This window comes from Caballeronia jiangsuensis, from assembly GCF_046030135.1.
GTDB lineage: Bacteria > Pseudomonadota > Gammaproteobacteria > Burkholderiales > Burkholderiaceae > Caballeronia > Caballeronia jiangsuensis.
In genome coordinates this window covers 221120-236910 of record NZ_JAQQDB010000005.1, presented here as the reverse complement: position 1 = coordinate 236910, position 15791 = coordinate 221120, and the positions used below count along the sequence as shown (strand labels likewise).

Annotated in this window: 14 protein-coding genes; 6 read left to right on the top strand and 8 right to left on the bottom strand. The window is 64.4% G+C overall.

All coding sequences use genetic code 11. The features are described 5' to 3' along the window. The first annotated feature begins 174 nt into the window (after positions 1-174). The 3 genes from PQR08_RS07695 (at position 175) to PQR08_RS07685 (ending at position 2910) form a co-directional block, all read left to right on the top strand. A complete protein-coding gene (locus tag PQR08_RS07695) occupies positions 175-1233 on the top strand; it encodes a GlxA family transcriptional regulator (RefSeq protein ID WP_408161229.1) in 1059 nt (352 codons plus the stop codon). Positions 1234-1279: 46 nt separating this feature from the next. Continuing rightward, on the top strand, positions 1280-1867 hold the full coding sequence (locus PQR08_RS07690; protein WP_408161228.1) for a phosphatase PAP2 family protein: 588 nt from the start codon (positions 1280-1282) through the stop codon (positions 1865-1867). 113 nt (positions 1868-1980) lie between these two features. Next, positions 1981-2910 carry a LysR family transcriptional regulator gene (locus PQR08_RS07685; protein ID WP_408161227.1) on the top strand — a complete coding sequence of 310 codons (930 nt, stop codon included), beginning with the start codon at positions 1981-1983 and terminating at the stop codon, positions 2908-2910. Here the strand turns inward: PQR08_RS07685 and PQR08_RS07680 are convergent. The 5 genes from PQR08_RS07680 to PQR08_RS07660 form a co-directional block, all read right to left on the bottom strand. Then, a complete protein-coding gene (locus PQR08_RS07680; protein WP_408161226.1) occupies positions 2837-3937 on the bottom strand; it encodes a glycosyltransferase family 9 protein in 1101 nt (366 codons plus the stop codon). The genes PQR08_RS07685 and PQR08_RS07680 overlap by 74 nt on opposite strands. 15 nt (positions 3938-3952) lie before the next feature. After that, positions 3953-5851, bottom strand: coding sequence for a polysaccharide biosynthesis protein (locus tag PQR08_RS07675; RefSeq protein ID WP_408161225.1), 1899 nt, complete (start codon positions 5849-5851; stop codon positions 3953-3955). Positions 5852-5863: 12 nt separating this feature from the next. Next, complete coding sequence (locus tag PQR08_RS07670; protein WP_408161224.1) at positions 5864-6889, bottom strand: MraY family glycosyltransferase; 1026 nt, start codon at positions 6887-6889, stop codon at positions 5864-5866. Between the two features lie 181 nt (positions 6890-7070). Further along, a complete protein-coding gene (locus PQR08_RS07665; RefSeq protein WP_408161223.1) occupies positions 7071-8045 on the bottom strand; it encodes a UDP-glucose 4-epimerase family protein in 975 nt (324 codons plus the stop codon). Continuing rightward, positions 8042-8866, bottom strand: a complete 825-nt coding sequence (locus tag PQR08_RS07660; RefSeq protein ID WP_238288435.1) for a glycosyltransferase family 2 protein — start codon at positions 8864-8866, stop codon at positions 8042-8044. Before PQR08_RS07660 ends, PQR08_RS07665 begins: the two co-directional genes overlap by 4 nt. A 246-nt stretch (positions 8867-9112) precedes the next feature. Here PQR08_RS07660 and PQR08_RS07655 point away from each other — a divergent pair, with 246 nt between their 5' ends. The 3 genes from PQR08_RS07655 to PQR08_RS07645 are packed head-to-tail and all read left to right on the top strand — an operon-like array spanning position 9113 to position 12591. Then, complete coding sequence (locus tag PQR08_RS07655) at positions 9113-10534, top strand: UbiA family prenyltransferase (protein ID WP_408161222.1); 1422 nt, start codon at positions 9113-9115, stop codon at positions 10532-10534. 3 nt (positions 10535-10537) lie between these two features. Continuing rightward, complete coding sequence (locus tag PQR08_RS07650) at positions 10538-11854, top strand: FAD-binding oxidoreductase (protein ID WP_408161221.1); 1317 nt, start codon at positions 10538-10540, stop codon at positions 11852-11854. Beyond that, positions 11851-12591 carry an SDR family oxidoreductase gene (locus PQR08_RS07645; RefSeq protein WP_408161220.1) on the top strand — a complete coding sequence of 247 codons (741 nt, stop codon included), beginning with the start codon at positions 11851-11853 and terminating at the stop codon, positions 12589-12591. The genes PQR08_RS07650 and PQR08_RS07645 overlap by 4 nt, the downstream gene beginning before the upstream one ends. A gap of 1 nt (position 12592) precedes the next feature. Here PQR08_RS07645 and PQR08_RS07640 read toward each other — a convergent pair whose 3' ends face one another. The 3 genes from PQR08_RS07640 to PQR08_RS07630 are packed head-to-tail and all read right to left on the bottom strand — an operon-like array spanning position 12593 to position 15344. After that, on the bottom strand, positions 12593-12991 hold the full coding sequence (locus PQR08_RS07640) for a GtrA family protein (protein WP_238288431.1): 399 nt from the start codon (positions 12989-12991) through the stop codon (positions 12593-12595). Between the two features lie 2 nt (positions 12992-12993). Beyond that, positions 12994-14295: an O-antigen ligase family protein gene (locus PQR08_RS07635; protein ID WP_408161219.1), complete on the bottom strand. Its 1302-nt coding sequence runs from the start codon at positions 14293-14295 to the stop codon at positions 12994-12996. A 20-nt stretch (positions 14296-14315) separates the two neighbouring features. Next, a complete protein-coding gene (locus PQR08_RS07630; RefSeq protein ID WP_250483981.1) occupies positions 14316-15344 on the bottom strand; it encodes a glycosyltransferase family 4 protein in 1029 nt (342 codons plus the stop codon). Between the last annotated feature and the right edge of the window lie 447 nt (positions 15345-15791).

Here is a 15791-nt window from a genome sequence, read left to right as displayed (position 1 = left end):
CCGAGATCATCTGCCAACAGTTCGTCAATTTCGGACTCGGGGCACGGCGACCGTTGGGCGCCGCGTATAGTGCGACCCATGTAAGCTCACTTTCCCGTTACTTACGTTCCTTCATGGACCGGGCCCGGGCAAGGCGTGACAGCGCCGGCTCCAGTCCGCACCGGAGAGAAGTCGATGGTGTACGCCAATGGTACGGGCAGGCTTCAGGTCGTGCGCGGCGTCGCGCCCGACGCGCCGCCCGCCGATATGGCCAGCGCGGAGAAGCGGATCGGCATTCTGATCTTCGAGGACTTTTCGCTCGTCGAAGTCAGTTCGATCTCCGAGGTCTTCTCGGTCGCGAATCAGGTTCGCGTGCCCGCCGATGCCGGCCAGCACGCCGAAGCGCCGAACTATTCGGTGCGGTTTTTATCGAGTGAAGGCGGCAGCGTGGCGAGCAGTTGCTCGATGCGCATCTGGACAGAAGGTCTCGAAACGCGCTGGACGAACGAATGCGACGCGCTCTTCATCGCAGGCGGCGTCGGCGCCCGGCATGCGCGAAACGACGTCGTGCTGAAGAAACGGCTCGGCCGCGTGGCGCCGAAGATTCCGTTCATCAAGGCGATCGGTGAAGGCGCGCACATTCTCGCCGCCGCCAATCTCACCGTGCAGAACCGCTCGCTCGATTTCACCGGAGAGTCCGGGCATCGCGCACTTCCGTCCGCGTTGTCGAACCCGCTTTTCATCGCCGAGCAGACGCTAACCCTCGACGATCCGAAAGGGCCGATCGCGGCGGCGCTTTCGATCATCAAGCGCGATCACGGCGCCGCGCTCGCGCGTGAAGTCTCGGAGCGCTCGATCCCGGGCGCATGGCAAAAACTCGCCACCGTGCTCGACGATACCGAAGCCGGCGGCGTGCGCCAGAAGATCGATGCGGCCGCGCGCTGGATTCGCGAGAACTACGTGCGGCCGATCTCGATCACCGACGCCGCACGCGTCGCCGCGATGAGCGAGCGCAATTTCCTGCGCCGCTTCAAGGCGCAGATCGGGCTCACGCCATCGGAATATCTGCTGCGCGCGCGCCTCGATGCGAGCTGCATGTTGCTTGCCGCGACCGATCTTCCCGTCGACAAGATCGCGCGGCGTTGCGGCGCGGGCAGCGGCGACGGCCTCGCGAAGATCTTCCGCAAGCGGCTGTCGATATCGCCGACCGAATACCGGCTGGCCGGCCGCCGAAAACTGGGCGACGGTTCGTAGCGCTTTCGATCGAGCCCGCGCGCCAGCCTGCCTATAACGGATACGCATGGAATCAAAAGTCCTCTGGACACTTTCGAATCTCGGCGACGCGGCTTTCTTGCTCCCGCTCGCCCTCGTCTGCGCGCTGTGGCTGCGCACTGTGGACGCGCGTCTCGCGTTGCGCTGGGCGATCCTGCTCGCGAGCGGCATGGGGCTCGTCGGTCTCTCGAAGATTCTCTACGCCGGCTGCGGCCTCGAAATCGCCGCGATCCAGTTGCGCATGATCAGCGGCCACACGATGCTCGCCGCATCGATCTATACGGTCGCGGGCGGACTGCTGCTCGGCGGTTTCGGCGGCGGCTGGTATCGATGGGGCGCGGCGGGCGGACTCGCGCTCGCGGCGGCGATCGGCGCGAGCCGCATCATGCAGGACGCGCACACGCCCGCCGAAGTCGTCGCGGGCTGGGTGCTCGGCGCGGTCATCGCCACGCTCTTCCTCGTGCGCGTTTTCGATCAGCCGCGCAAGATGCCGCGCGCGCTCGTCGCGGGTTGCGGGCTGCTTGCCGTGTCGTCGATCGCCTACGGCCATCACGCGCCGTTTCAACGCATGATCGAACACTACTCGGGGTGGCTCTGCCAGGGGCTCGGGATCTGATCTCATCGCCTGTCCGGTCGAGGCGATCCCAAGTATGATCGTCGCTTGAAAACTCACGCTCTCCTTTCGCGCGCGCCCTTGCCGGCGCGCGATCACGTTTCCGGAACCCGAGCATGGACCGCTTTCTTGCAATGAAAGTCTTCGCGCGGGTCGTCGAGGCGGGCAGTTTCTCCAAAGCCGCCGATGCCCTGCGCCTGCCGCCCGCGAGCGTCTCGCGCACGCTCCAGGCGCTCGAAGCGCATCTCGGCGCGCGCCTCATCAACCGCACGACGCGCAGCATCAGCATCACCGAGGACGGAGAAGCCTATTACGAGCGCTGCGTGCGCGTGCTAGGCGAAGTGGACGACATGGAAGCGTCGCTCTCGCATTCGAAGCTCAGTCCCAAGGGCAACGTCAAAGTGAGCCTGCCGACGGTGATGGCGAAGAACACGATCATTCCCGCGCTGCCGGAATTTTTCGCGGCGTATCCGGACATCGGCGTCGAGTTGCTGCTCACGGACCGGCAGGTCGATCTCGTCGAGGAAGCGGTCGATTGCGTCGTGCGCGTGGGCGCGGTCGGCGATGTCGGGCTGGTCGCGAAACGCGTCGGCGCTTATACGCAGATCACGTGCGCGTCGCCGGGATACATCGAAAAGCACGGCGAGCCGGTGTCGCTCGATGACCTCGAGGAGCACCTCGCCGTCGGCTATGTGCTCAACAACTCGGGCCGGGTGCGCAACTGGGAATTCGTCGTCGATGGCGAAACGCGCGTCGTCGCGATGAAGCACAAGATCGCCGTGAACGATGGCGATTCATATATCGCGGCAGGCGTGACGGGACTCGGCCTGATCCAGAGTTCAAGCTATACGCTCGATCCGCTCATCAGAAGCGGCGCGCTCAGGGAAGTGCTGAAAGAGTATCCGTCGTATCCGCGTGTGGTGTCGGTGCTGTATGCGTCGAATCGCCATCAGCCGCGCCGCGTGCGCGTGTTCATCGACTGGGTCGCGGAGCTGTATGGGCGGCTGCCGTCGTTTCAGGTGAGCGGCAAGCCGAACTCGAACTGATCGATGCCTCGCGCGCGAACGGCATCGCGCGCCAGTCGTAGTCGCGATACGCGCGTTCGAGCGCGTCCAGGTCGGCGGGCCGCGCGCTCGCGTGAATGCCTTGCAGATGCGGCAAGGCGAATTCGACCGCGACGCAGTTGGCGTAATCCCGCGCGCGCATAAAGGCGGGAATCGTCGTGAAGAACGCGGTCGTCGGAACGTCGAAGCCATCTGCGATATGCAGCGCCGCCGAATCGGCCGTGACCAGATAGCGCGCGTGTCCGATCCACGCGAGGAAATCGTCCGTGTCGCGTGAAAGCGGCGCGATATCGCGATAGCGCGGATGATCCACCGCGCCGAAGCCCAGCACCGGCAAGCCGGTTTCGTCCGCGAGCCGCGCGACGATGCGTGCGCGCACCAATGTTGGAATGCTGCGCACCGGCGTGCTCGCGTCCGGACAGAAGAGCGCGTAGGGCTCGCTCTCGATGGCTCTCAGCGGCACATCGGCGAGCCATCGATTGCGATTGTCGCCAGCGGCGATGCTGTCGGGCGCGATGCCCATCGCCCACAGGAAGAAATCGATCATCGGCATCGAAGCGAAGCGCGGCCAGAAAAGCTGATTGCCGATGTCGATCCTGAGCTCGTTTGCAGGCAGGCTCACGAGCGGCACGGGCAGATCGACGATATCGCCGAAACCCGGCGCGGCGAGCGCGTAGATACGCTGCACGTAGCGCGGCGCGCGCGCCGGACGATAGATCGTGAACCGAAGATGCGGATGACGGCGCTTGACAGCGAAGAGCGCCGATAACCCGATGATGGAATCGCCGAGCGTAACGCCGAATGCGTTAACGAGATGCACGCGGCGCGCACGCGCATAGTCCGCATCGAAGGCTTCGCGGCCCGCGTTCAGGATATTGGCGGGCAAGTCCGCAAACCCGGATGCGTCGGCGTGCGCGACTTCGAGATCGTACGGCGCGACGATCTCACCGCCCGGCGACAACAGCGAGCCCGCGTGGGTCAGCGCATGAACATCGTCGAGCGTCGTCATGCGTGACCGTGCGCGTCAGCCCGCCGCGCCGCGCTCGCGCGCCGTCGGCACGGCCGTGACGCTCTGCAGGACGGGCAGCGTCGCCGTCTGATACTCCGGCACCCAGCGGCGCAGGTCGCGGCGCACTTCCTCGTCGGAGAGCACGCGATGCTGCATGAGCCAGGGCAGCAACGCGTCGATGAAATCGTTCGGCACGCCACGCGCCTGCGCGATGCGCAGTTTCGGATGCGGCGTGCGCGTGGTGGTTTCGTCGTCGGCGAGCAGTTCCTCGTAGAGCTTCTCGCCGGGACGCAGGCCCGTGAACACGATGCGGATCTGCTCTTCCGAGAAGCCGTAGAGACGAATCAGGTCGCGCGCGAGATCGACGATCTTCACGGGCTGGCCCATGTCGAGAATGAAGATTTCGCCGCCGCGCCCCATGCTCGACGCCTGCAACACGAGCTGCGCGGCTTCCGGGATCGTCATGAAGAAGCGCGTGATCTCCGGATGCGTGACGGTCACCGGGCCGCCTTTCGAAATCTGCTGCTGGAACTTCGGAATCACGCTGCCCGCGCTGCCGAGCACGTTGCCGAAGCGCACCGTCTCGAACTGCGTGCGCGGCGCGGACTGCTGCAACGCCTGGCACGTCATTTCGGCGAGACGCTTGCTCGCGCCCATCACGTTGGTCGGGTTGACGGCCTTGTCGGTGGAGATCAGCACGAAGTGGCGCACGTCGTGGCGCATCGCCGCGCGCGCGACGCGCAGCGTGCCGAGCACGTTGTTGCGCACCGCCTGCCACGCGTTCTGCTCTTCCATCAGCGGGACGTGCTTGTACGCGGCCGCGTGGAACACGATATGGGGCGTGAAGCGCGCCATCGTCTGATCGAGCAGCAGCGAATCCTTCGCGTCGCCGACGACCGGAATCACCGAGCATTCCGGAAAACGCTCGTGCAGTTCCTCGATGAGGCGATACATCGCGTACTCGGAAAGATCATAGGCGACCAGTTGCGCGGGCGAGAAACGCAGAATCTGACGGCACAGTTCCGAGCCGATCGAACCGCCCGCGCCCGTCACCATCACGACGCGTCCGTGCAGCAGTTGTTCGACGTGCGGCATGTCGATCTTCACCGGCTCGCGGCCGAGCAGGTCTTCGAGGTCGATCTGCCGCACGCGCGACAGGAAGTTGCCCTCGCCCGCCGTCAGCTGGCTGAGCGCGGGCAGCACCATCACCTTGACCCCGGCGCGCACGCACAACGTGGCGACGCGCCGCTGCTCCTCGACCGACGCTGACGGAATCGCGATGATCACGTAATCCGTCTTGAACTGCTCGGCGAAGCGCGGCAGCTCGCTGAACGAGCCGAGCACCTTGTGGCCGAGCACTTCGCGTCCGCGCTTGGCGGGATCGTCGTCGAGCAGGCCGACGAGGCGCCATTCGCTGGAACGCGCCAGCTCGCGCGCGAGCATCGCGCCCGCGGTGCCCGCGCCGAGCACGATCACGGGCTTGCCCTGTCCGACGAGGCCGCCGTACAGATAGAACTCCTTGCCCGCGCGATAGAGCGCGCGCGCGCCGCCCATCGACAGGAAGAGCAGGAGCGGCGAAACGATGAGCACCGAGCGGGGAATGATCGGAATCGGCTGCGACATCACCGCGCCCACCATCACGACGAGCGCGCCCACGATGATGGACTTGGAGATGCGCATCAGATCGGGCAGGCTCGCGAATACCCACATGCCGCGATAAAGGCCGAAGACGCGGAACACGATGGCGTAGACCGGCACGACCCAGACGAGCGCGGCGAGCGCGCCCTGGCGGAAGTCATGGGGAATCGCGCCGTTGAAGCGCAACAGATAAGCGATGAGCCAGGATCCGACGACGGCCACGAGATCGAAGCCGAACGCCCCCGCCGATAGCCATGTAGCTTTTATTCGATTCATCAGCTTGGACCCTCAAGATTGTCCGGAATGGCGGGCCTCATGACGCCGCCAATGCGCGTCGACCACCGCGCCCGCTGCCACAACCACGACTGCCCAGCCCGCAACTGCCGCCCACTGCCCCGCGAAAGAGAACCGCAGCGCCCAGTTTGCGAGCATTATGCCCGCCAGCATGAGCAGATACCACGTGATTGCGGTGCGCGCATGCCCCAATCCGAGGCGCACCATGCGCTGATAGTAATGCTCCCGGTGGGCCTGCCAAAATTTTTCGCCGCGCGCGAGGCGGCGCAACAGCGTGACCGTGGCGTCCGCGATGAACGGCGAAAACACGAGCGCCGGAAACCAGACCGGCCATGCGCCTCGTTGCCAGCCCCAATAACCGAGCGCGCCGGCGAGAAACCCTAACGGAATAGACCCGGCATCGCCCAGAAAAATCCGGGCCGGATGGAAATTGAGGGTCAGAAATCCGGCCGCCGCGCCTGCGATAGCGAGGCTCGCGAGGCCGAGATCGGCTTGCGGCGCGGGTCCGGCGAGCGCCGCGAGCGCGTAGCCGCCGAAGCCGAACAGCGCCATGCCGCCCGCGAGTCCGTCCGAGCCGTCCATGAAGTTGTAGAGATTCACCAGCCACAGCATCAGAAAGCCGACGAGCACGAGCGCCCACCACGGCACGTCCGCCGGATGCACGACGATGACGAGCGCCACCGCGACGATGTGTGCCGCGAAGCGCACGCGCGCCGGCAGCCCCCGGCGATCGTCGATTTGCGATACGGCGGCGAGAAAGACGGCGCAGGCCGCGACCAGCCACATCGACGGCGCCGCGACGATGAGCGCGACCACGGCGACCGGCACGATGCCCCAGCCGCCGACGCGCGGTGTGGGCCGTTCGTGCAACGAGCGCTCGTTGGGGATATCGGTGGCGAGCCGCCACGCGAGGCCGGTGCGAATGAGCGTCCGCAGAATCAGCGCGCACGCGGCGAAGGCAAATACCGCTACCGCCATCGCGGCCAGCAGCGGCGAAGCTTCAAAATACGAATGCAGCATGCAATGTTATTGAGTTATCGACCCCGAAGCATACGCGAACGACTGCCGGGTTTTAGTTTTAAATATATGAAAAATAAGGAAAATCGCCTCGACGATATCTGTCAGGCGTCTTGCAATGCCTGCGTCGAAGCAGCGCTTATTTTAACGTTCGCGGCTGGCCTTTTCGGCGGCGCGAGACCGGTTATCGCCCGCGCGTCGAGTGAAACCACGCTGCGGTGGCGGCCAGGCCTTCGTCGAGCGTTTGCGGCGCGTTCCAGCCGAGCGTGTCGCGGATGCGGCGCGAATCGACCCGCAGGCTGCCGGTCAGCCGATCGACCTGCGCGGTCTTGCCAGCGACGCGCGCGACGCCGCGCAAGAGTCCGCCCGGCACCGGCACGAGCCGCGCGGGCTTGCCGAGATGCTCGCCGAGCTTGCGGGCGAGTTCGGCGACGCTCGGATCGTAGCCGTCGGTCACATGGAACAGGCGCCCTGCGGCGGCCGGATTGAGCGCGCATTCGATGGTCGCGCTCGCCAGATTGTCGACGGAGACGAGACTGCGACGCGCATCGATCGCGCCGAGCGGCAACGGCATGCCGCGTGCGATCGCGCGCATCATCGCGAGGAAGTTGGCGCGCACGCCGGGACCGTAGACGAGCGGCGGCCGCACGATCGCGACCTCCAGTCCCGTACGGCTGCCGAATTCGAGCAGTGTCACTTCGGCTTCCGCCTTCGAGACGCCATAGGCATCGGGCGGATTGCGCACGTCGTCCTCGGTGAACGGGCGGCCCGGATCGCATTCGCCGAGCGCCTTGATGCTGCTCATCAGGACGAAACGCGTGACGCCCGCGCGCCGCGCGGCTTCGGCGGCGGCGAGGGTGCCCTCGACATTGGTCGCGCGGTACGCGCTCAGCAGCGCCTCGGCGTTCTTATGCGCGGCGTCGGTCATCACATGGACGCGCGCGGCGAGGTGAATCACCGCATCGCAGCCAGCGAACGCGTCCGGCGCGATCGATTCGAGGCCGTCGATATGGCGGATGTCGACGCCCGGCTCGCACTGCGCGTCGTGCCGCACGAGTCCTGTCGCGCCGATGCCGCGAGCGAGCAGCCCACGGCTCACCGCACGGCCGACGAAGCCGTTGGCGCCGGTGATCGCGATACGTCGGCCGGTATCGCTCACAGCCACTTCCAGCCGAAGCGGTTGAAAAACCGGTACGCCGACGTGACGAAGAGCTTGATGTGCACGGAACCCTTCTTCGCCGCGCCGCCGCCGTGATGCAGGATGCGCACCGACGGCACATACGCGATGCGCGCGACGCGGCGCGTGCGCAGGCTCAGGTCGTAGTCCTCGAAATAGAGGAAATAGCGCGGATCGAAGCCGCCGAGCGACTCGAGCACGTCAGTGCGAAAGAGCATGAAGCAGCCGCTCACGATCGGCGGATCCCACACGATGTTCGTCTCGCCGATGACATCACGCATCTCGTAGCGCGCGAGGCGTCCCGCGAACGGTTTGCGCAGCGCGGACGGCAGGAAGCCGCGCACGAAGAGATCGAGCACGGTCGGATAGCGGCGGCAGAGAAACTGCTGACGGCCGTCGTCACCGCCGATCCACGGCGCGAGCAGGCCCGTTTCGGGCGAGTCGCGCAGGAAGGCGAGCGCGCGGCGCAGGCCGTCCGCATTGAGCTCGACGTCGGGGTTCAGGATCAGGTGATAGCGGCTGTTGGCGCGCGCGATCGCGAGATTGTGGCCGCGCCCGTAGCCGACGTTCCCGTGCCCTTTCAGCACCACCGTGTCGAATTCGGCGTCCGACGGCGCGGGCAGATCGGCGAGTTCGCCTGGATTGCCGTTGTCGATCAGATACAGGCACGGGCGCCCGGCGACGTCGTGCAACTGCGCGAGCGCGCTTTCGAGCGTTTCGATGGTGCGTGCGAGCAGCGCGGTATCAGGCCGGTAGACGACGATGGAGATGCTGAGGGTGATCGGTGATGCGTTCGCGTTCATCGGACAGAGGGGGTGTCCGCGCCACGAAAGGAAAACGGACCGCATCGACGAGTGGAAGACGCCAAGATTGTCCTCAATGTGGGTGTTTTCGGCAACCGCGCGGCATGGCACACAACGCGGCAAGACGAATTTTTCTTGTTACAGATTGTGCTAAATTCCGCGAGCACGTGAAGGATTCTGCCGCGTCTTTCCTTTGGTCCGGACTGGACGCGCTGTGGGCTTAACCGATCACCTGACGTGAATTGTATGAACAAGCCCATTGTCGTCGATCTGGACGGAACGCTGATCCACTCCGACATTCTCGTCGAGAGCGGATTCGCCTTCCTGAGATCGTTTCCGCAGAGATTCTATAAACCGCTGCAATGGCTCTCGAGCGGCGGCAAGCCCGCACTGAAGTCGCGGCTCGCTGAACATGTGAGCATCGACGTCACGACGCTGCCCTACAACACGCAGATCGTGAACTGGCTGCGGGAGATGCGCGCCGCGGGCCGCACGATCGCGCTCGCCACGGCGAGCCATGAGACGTTCGCGCAGCGGATCGCGGAGCATCTCGGCATCTTCGATCGCGTGTTCGCTACCGACGAGCATGTGAACCTCTCTTCGCATCGCAAGCGCGACCGGCTCGTCGCGGAGTATGGCGAGAAGGGTTTCGACTACGTCGGCAATTCGCGCGACGACATCGCCGTCTGGGCCGCTGCCGATCGCGCGTACGTAGTCAACCCGCATGCGGGCGTGATGCGCGCGGCGTCGAAACACGACAACATCGAACAGGTTTTCGAGAGTCGCCAGCCGACGCTCAAGGTCTGGGCGAAGTCGCTGCGCCTGCATCAGTGGCTGAAGAACGTGCTGATTTTCGTGCCGCTGCTGGCGGGGCATCAGTTGAAATCGCCGACTGCGATCGGGTTCGCGGTGCTCGCGTTCTTCGCGTTCGGGCTGTGCGCGTCGAGCGTGTATCTGCTCAACGATCTGCTCGATCTCCAGGACGACCGACAGCATCCGGTGAAGCGCAAGCGCCCGCTCGCCGCCGGCACGATGCCGCTCGCGTGGGGCGTGGCGCTCTGCCCTGTCCTGCTCGCCGCCGCGTTCTCGATCGCGCTCACGTTCCTGTCGTGGAAGTTCAACGCGGCCCTGCTCGGCTATTACGTGCTGACGCTCGCCTATTCGCTCGCGCTCAAGCGCCAGGTGATGATCGATGTCGTCGTGCTCGCCGCGCTCTACACGACGCGCATCGTCGCCGGGGCCGCGGCGATCCACATCCCGCTTACTTTCTGGCTGCTGGCTTTTTCGATGTTCGCGTTCCTGAGCCTCGCGCTCGTGAAGCGCTACACCGAGCTTCACGCGATGATGAAGGCCGGACGCGACAGCGCCCGCGGGCGCGGCTATCTGGCGAGCGATCTCTCGATCGTGTCGTCGCTCGGGACGTCGTCGGGCTATATCTCTGTGCTCGTGCTCGCGCTGTACATCCAGGACGAGCGCACCACGATGCTTTACCGGCATCCGCAATTCATCTGGATGGTTTGTCCGCTGATGCTCTACTGGTTCAGCCGGACATGGGTCATCACGCATCGCGGCAGAATGAACGACGATCCCATCGTGTTCGCGGCGCGCGATCGCATGAGCTTGCTCGTCGTCGCGCTGTGCGGCGTCGCGTTCTGGCTCGCGATCTGACCGATGAGCGATCTGCTCTCCTGGGGCCGCTACCCGCATCTGCCGCAGACGGCGCACGCCGCGCACTGGCGCGACGAAGCGCAGACGCGCTGGCACGACGTGCAGAGCGCGCACGGCACGACGCTCGCGTTCGGCAATGGCCGCAGTTACGGCGACGTCTGCCTCGCCAGTTCGAATCATGTGTTCCAGACGCTCGCGCTCGATCGCATCATCAGCGCCGACTGGACGCGCGGCATCGTGCGCGCGGAGCCAGGCATCACGTTCGAGCAGATCCTCGCGATCGCGGTGCCGCGCGGCTGGATGCTGCCGGTCACGCCGGGCACGAAGTACGTGACGCTGGGCGGCGCCATCGCCAACGATGTGCACGGCAAGAATCATCATGTGCGCGGCACGTTCGGGCGGCATGTGCGCGCGTTCGGCCTCGCGCGCAGCGACGGCACGCTGATCGAATGCTCGCCCGAATCGAACACGGACATGTTCAATGCGACGATCGGCGGCCTCGGGCTCACCGGTCTCATCCTGTGGGCCGAGTTCTCATTGATGCCGATCCGTACGAGTCTCATCGACGTGACGAGCATCCGCTTCGGCAAGCTCGACGAGTTCTTCGATCTGTCGGAGGAGTATGACGCGAAGCATGAATACTGCGTCGCGTGGGTCGATTGCGCGAGCCGCGGGCCTGCGCTCGGACGCGGCATTTTCATGGCGGGCGATCATGCGATTCACGGCTCGCTCGATGTCGAGCAACGCAACAAGCGCCGCGTGCCGTTCACGCCGCCCGTGTCGCTCATCAACGGCCTCACGCTGCGCGCGTTCAACGAACTGTATTACCGCAAGCAGCGCAAGCCGATCGAGATTTCGCGCGTCGGCTACGACGGATATTTCTATCCGCTCGACAGCCTGCTCGAATGGAATCGCATCTACGGGCCGTCGGGATTTCAGCAGTATCAGTGCGTCGTGCCGGCGGCGAGCGCGCGCGATGCGGTCCGCGCGATGCTCGATCGCATTTCATCGAGCGGCACGGGTTCGTTTCTCGCGGTGCTCAAGCGTTGCGGAGACATTCCATCGCCGGGACTGTTGTCGTTTCCGATGGAAGGCACCTCGCTCGCGCTCGACTTTCCGCAGCACGAGATGCGCAACTCATCACTCTTCGGCGCGCTCGACACGATCGTGCGCGAAGCCGGCGGACGCATCTATCCGGCCAAGGACGCGCACATGTCGGGCGCCGATTTTCGCGCCGCCTATCCTCGATGGCAGCAACTCGAATCGCTTCGCGATCCCGCGATGCTGTCGCATTTCTGGAAACGAATGACCGGCCTATGAAGAACATCGTCATCGTGGGCGCCACGTCCGCCATTGCCATCGCCTGCGCGCGCGAATGGGCGACCAAAGGCGCGCGCTTCTTTCTCGTCGCGCGCAATCAGGAGCGCATGGAGCAGGTCGCCGCCGATCTGAGCGCGCACGGCGCTGCTGCGGCGGCTGTGCATCGGCTCGATATCGACAAGCTCGACGATCACGCCGCGATGCTCGCCGACTGTGCCGCACAGATGGATTCGATCGATATCGTGCTGGTCGCGTCGGGTACGCTGCCGGATCAGGCGGTCTGCCAGAACGATCCTGCCGTCGCGGTGCGCGAGTTTCATACCAATGCGCTCTCCCTGATCGCGTTGCTCACGCCGATCGCCAATCGGCTCGAAGCGCAGCGGCATGGCACGCTGGCGGTGATTTCGTCGGTGGCGGGCGATCGCGGGCGGCCGTCGAATTATATTTATGGCAGCGCGAAGGCCGCGTTGCAGGCGTTTCTCGAAGGCTTGCGCGCGCGGCTTTTCAAGGTGGGCGTGCATGTGGTCGATATCAAGCCCGGCTTCGTCGCCACGCCGATGACCGCGGGTCTGCCGCTGCCGGGGCCGCTCGTCGCGACGCCGGAGAAGGTCGCGAAGGATATCGTGCGCGGGATCGAGAGGAAGAAGGACGTGCTTTATACGCCGTGGTTCTGGTGGGGCATCATGCTGATCATTCGCAATGTGCCTGGCTTTCTGTTCAAGCGAGCTTCGCTTTAGGTTAGGCAAAGGTGCGGAAGACGTAGCGCTTGTCGAGGCGGTACTTGATCACGTAGCCGATCGCCAGGCCGATGCACGCACCGATGTAGCGCGCCTCCGCCGTTCCGAAGATGTGGTTGAAGCCGAATTCCACGCCCCAGAAGATCGCCGTCGTGACGAGGCCCATCGTCACGTAAAGCGTGAACATGGTCGCGTCGTGACGCGCGTTCTCCGCCTTGAAGCGGAAGATCCATTTCTTGTCGAGCACGTATTTCACGACGAGACCGACGCCGGTGCCGATGAATACCGAGAGCAGGATGTGCCACGGGCCGGTGTAGAGGCGCGTGGTGAGGTCCTGCGCGCCGATGTTGGCGGCAGTCGCGATGGCGGCGAAGAAGGTGTAGAGCAGGGCGAGTTGCATGGTCAGGGCGATTCGCGCAAAGGCGCCGTCGATCCGCCTAGCGCGCGCCCGGTGTACATGACGATTCCGCTCAGCAGCACGAAGAAGCAGCCTTCAGTGAAGTTGAGCAGCAGGGAGTTCGCGAGACAGCCTACCGTGAATGCAATCAGATATCCGAAGACGAGCGTGCGCGAAAGAGGATCTACGCGCCGGCATTCGCGGTACAGCGCGACGAGCAACCACACGAAGAGTGCGATGCCAACGATGCCTAGCTGCACGCCCATCAGCAGAAACTCGTTGTGCGGATTGCCTGCCGCGGTGGCCCGCCCACCCGTCTCGTTCTTCACGAGACGCTCGAACTCGGACAGAACACTGCCCACGCCATAGCCCGCGACCGGCCGGTGCTCGAACAACTCGATGCTCCGGCGATAAAACTCGAGACGCACGCCCGCGGACGTGACCACGTTCTTGTCCCTGAAGTTCGCGATTTCCTGGCCGGTATCGGCAAGACGCGAATCCCTGGGCATGAACTCGTGATACGAGAACGCCAGGCCGGCGACCACGATGGCGAGCGTCGCGCCGGCGCGCATGCGCCCTGCGCGCGCCCTGCTCAGCTGCACGAGCCGCCACATCACGTACATGACGACATAGACAAGCGCCACGACCTGGCCGGTGCGGCCTTGCAGCACGAACAGCACGTTGAAGAGCGCGAGAAGCGAGGTCAGATAGAGGAGCCAGCGCCAGACGGGCTTGTCGGCCGCGTTGCCGAGCGCCATCGACAGATACACGAGGAAGGCCATCAGCAGCCCGCCGGAGATGTGATCCTTGAACACCCAAGACCGGCTCATCGGTCCTTGCGTGTCGTGCATGGGGCCGACCGAAGTCCAGCCGAGGAAGTTCGTGTACGTCAGCACCATCGCGAGCGTGAGCGCGGCAAAAAGGCCCCAGATCGCCACACGGCCCCATTTCGAGCGGTCGTCGCTGCCGTGAAACACGAGGAAGAGAATCGGCAGCAGCAGCAACTTGCGATACTTCAGCAGAACATCGACCGCCTCTTTCATCGGCGCCGTGGTGTAAAGAAGACTCGCGCCGAGTGCCGCGAAAAGCGCGACGGCGGCAATACTCGTGGGGGACGTGACGAGTCTCGGCAACGCGCGCCATGCCTCGGGCGAGCAAAGCGCGAAGACAAGCACCAGTGCGGTCGCGACATTCACGCCTGCGGTGGAAATCGGCACGGACACGAGTGCGAGCACCGCCGAACCCCGTGCGAACAGCAAGGGCCAGGACGCTTCGCGCGTCGGCCCGTTTCGATCCAGAAAGGTCATCTTGTTTTGGTACGGTTATTTCATTCGGTCTCGGGAGCGATTGCGTGACCGTGATAAAACTGCGAGCGGCGAGCGAGGGCATCAGGCGAGTACAGGGCTTCGACCGTGCGTCGCGCATTTGCGCCGACCTTCGCGCGCAGCGCAGGTTGAAGCAGAAGTTCGCGCACGATCTGGCGCGCCTCTTCCGTCGTGTCGAAGAGAAAGCCGTTTTCGCCGTCACGAATCGTGTCCGCGTAGCCGCCGCGCCGATGACAGACCACGGCGAGTCCGCAGGCCATCGCCTCGAACACGACGCGTCCGAAGGTTTCGACGTGACTGCCGGTACGGTAAAAGAAGATATCGAGCGAGCGCATGAAATTGGCCGAGGGCATCGCGCCTTCCGGCATCAGTTCGAGATAAGGACCTGTCTCGATCCGATCCGCGAGACAGGTCGCGCCTTGCAGCTTCACGTGCGCGCCATCGGCCGACCACTCGCGGTACAGCATCAGGTCTTCGATGTCGTGCTTGGCGAGCGTATCCCGGCTCATGCGGCCGATCACGGGGCGCGCGTGCGAGCGCTGCTTTGCGGGCGTGAAATACGCGATGTCAATCGGCGACGGATGAACGACGCCCCGCGTACCGAGCAGCCTCTTCTGATACTCAGAGATGAACACGAATTCCGTCTTCGGCCAGCGCAACAAAAGCGGATGGCTCGACGTCATCGCCAGAATTCTCGGATGGAATGTGTTGAACACGTAAATGAGCCGCTCTGGCGCGGGAATGACTAACGGCCAGACCTTGTTGCGCCAGTGCGCGCCGACGAACACATAGGTGCCGCCGTCAGGATAAGCGTCCCGCATCAGCCCGAGACCGCCGCCGCCCGCGCGCGAGAGCGTGATGCGCTCGATGCCGTGCTGCTTGCGCAGCGAGGCCGGACTGCGCGACGAAGTCGCCCACAATCTGACGACGCCTTGTTTGCGCAACTCATTGGCAAGCGCCAGCGCTTCGAGCTCGCTCCCGCCTCGAGGATTGAGAAAGCCGTTGAAAACATGGATGACCTGGCTATTCATGTGATTAATGATTCAGCTGCTACTGTGCTGGTAGATCCATCATGATGTCATCGATGATCTTCGTGGGCATTACCGTGGCAGCGACAATACCAGCTGCTCCAGTTTCGGCCGGAATACGCCCCTTTCCACCAGAAGCCGCGTTCAGCCTTCGCTCGTGCATCCAATGTCAGTATGGCTTTAACCCGTAGGACGCATTTTTTAATGAGAAACCACGCAAGTCATTGTGGCGCGTCATATTGATTCGACGGGCTGGACAGCTCGGGTACCGCGCGCCAGCGTCGGCACCTATATCACCCCCTATCGCGAACGAGAGCAGCGTGCGGACGCGCGCACGGTGGCGTTCGCTCATTGCGTGCACACGAATCAAACGCTTCGAACTCACCAACTCCGGCGTCCTAAAGCGACAATGGGTTTCGGCAATCGGCCAGGCTCAAACGCGGGTCGCAT

Bases quoted from the DNA above. Each gene is read 5' to 3' on its own strand.
- PQR08_RS07695 (WP_408161229.1), top strand. From the start codon at position 175: ATGGTGTACGCCAATGGTACGGGCAGGCTTCAGGTCGTGCGCGGCGTC.
- PQR08_RS07690 (WP_408161228.1), top strand. From the start codon at position 1,280: ATGGAATCAAAAGTCCTCTGGACACTTTCGAATCTCGGCGACGCGGCT.
- PQR08_RS07685 (WP_408161227.1), top strand. From the start codon at position 1,981: ATGGACCGCTTTCTTGCAATGAAAGTCTTCGCGCGGGTCGTCGAGGCG.
- PQR08_RS07680 (WP_408161226.1), bottom strand. From the start codon at position 3,937: ATGACGACGCTCGACGATGTTCATGCGCTGACCCACGCGGGCTCGCTG.
- PQR08_RS07675 (WP_408161225.1), bottom strand. From the start codon at position 5,851: ATGAATCGAATAAAAGCTACATGGCTATCGGCGGGGGCGTTCGGCTTC.
- PQR08_RS07670 (WP_408161224.1), bottom strand. From the start codon at position 6,889: ATGCTGCATTCGTATTTTGAAGCTTCGCCGCTGCTGGCCGCGATGGCG.
- PQR08_RS07660 (WP_238288435.1), bottom strand. From the start codon at position 8,866: ATGAACGCGAACGCATCACCGATCACCCTCAGCATCTCCATCGTCGTC.
- PQR08_RS07655 (WP_408161222.1), top strand. From the start codon at position 9,113: ATGAACAAGCCCATTGTCGTCGATCTGGACGGAACGCTGATCCACTCC.
- PQR08_RS07650 (WP_408161221.1), top strand. From the start codon at position 10,538: ATGAGCGATCTGCTCTCCTGGGGCCGCTACCCGCATCTGCCGCAGACG.
- PQR08_RS07645 (WP_408161220.1), top strand. From the start codon at position 11,851: ATGAAGAACATCGTCATCGTGGGCGCCACGTCCGCCATTGCCATCGCC.
- PQR08_RS07640 (WP_238288431.1), bottom strand. From the start codon at position 12,991: ATGCAACTCGCCCTGCTCTACACCTTCTTCGCCGCCATCGCGACTGCC.
- PQR08_RS07635 (WP_408161219.1), bottom strand. From the start codon at position 14,295: ATGACCTTTCTGGATCGAAACGGGCCGACGCGCGAAGCGTCCTGGCCC.
- PQR08_RS07630 (WP_250483981.1), bottom strand. From the start codon at position 15,344: ATGAATAGCCAGGTCATCCATGTTTTCAACGGCTTTCTCAATCCTCGA.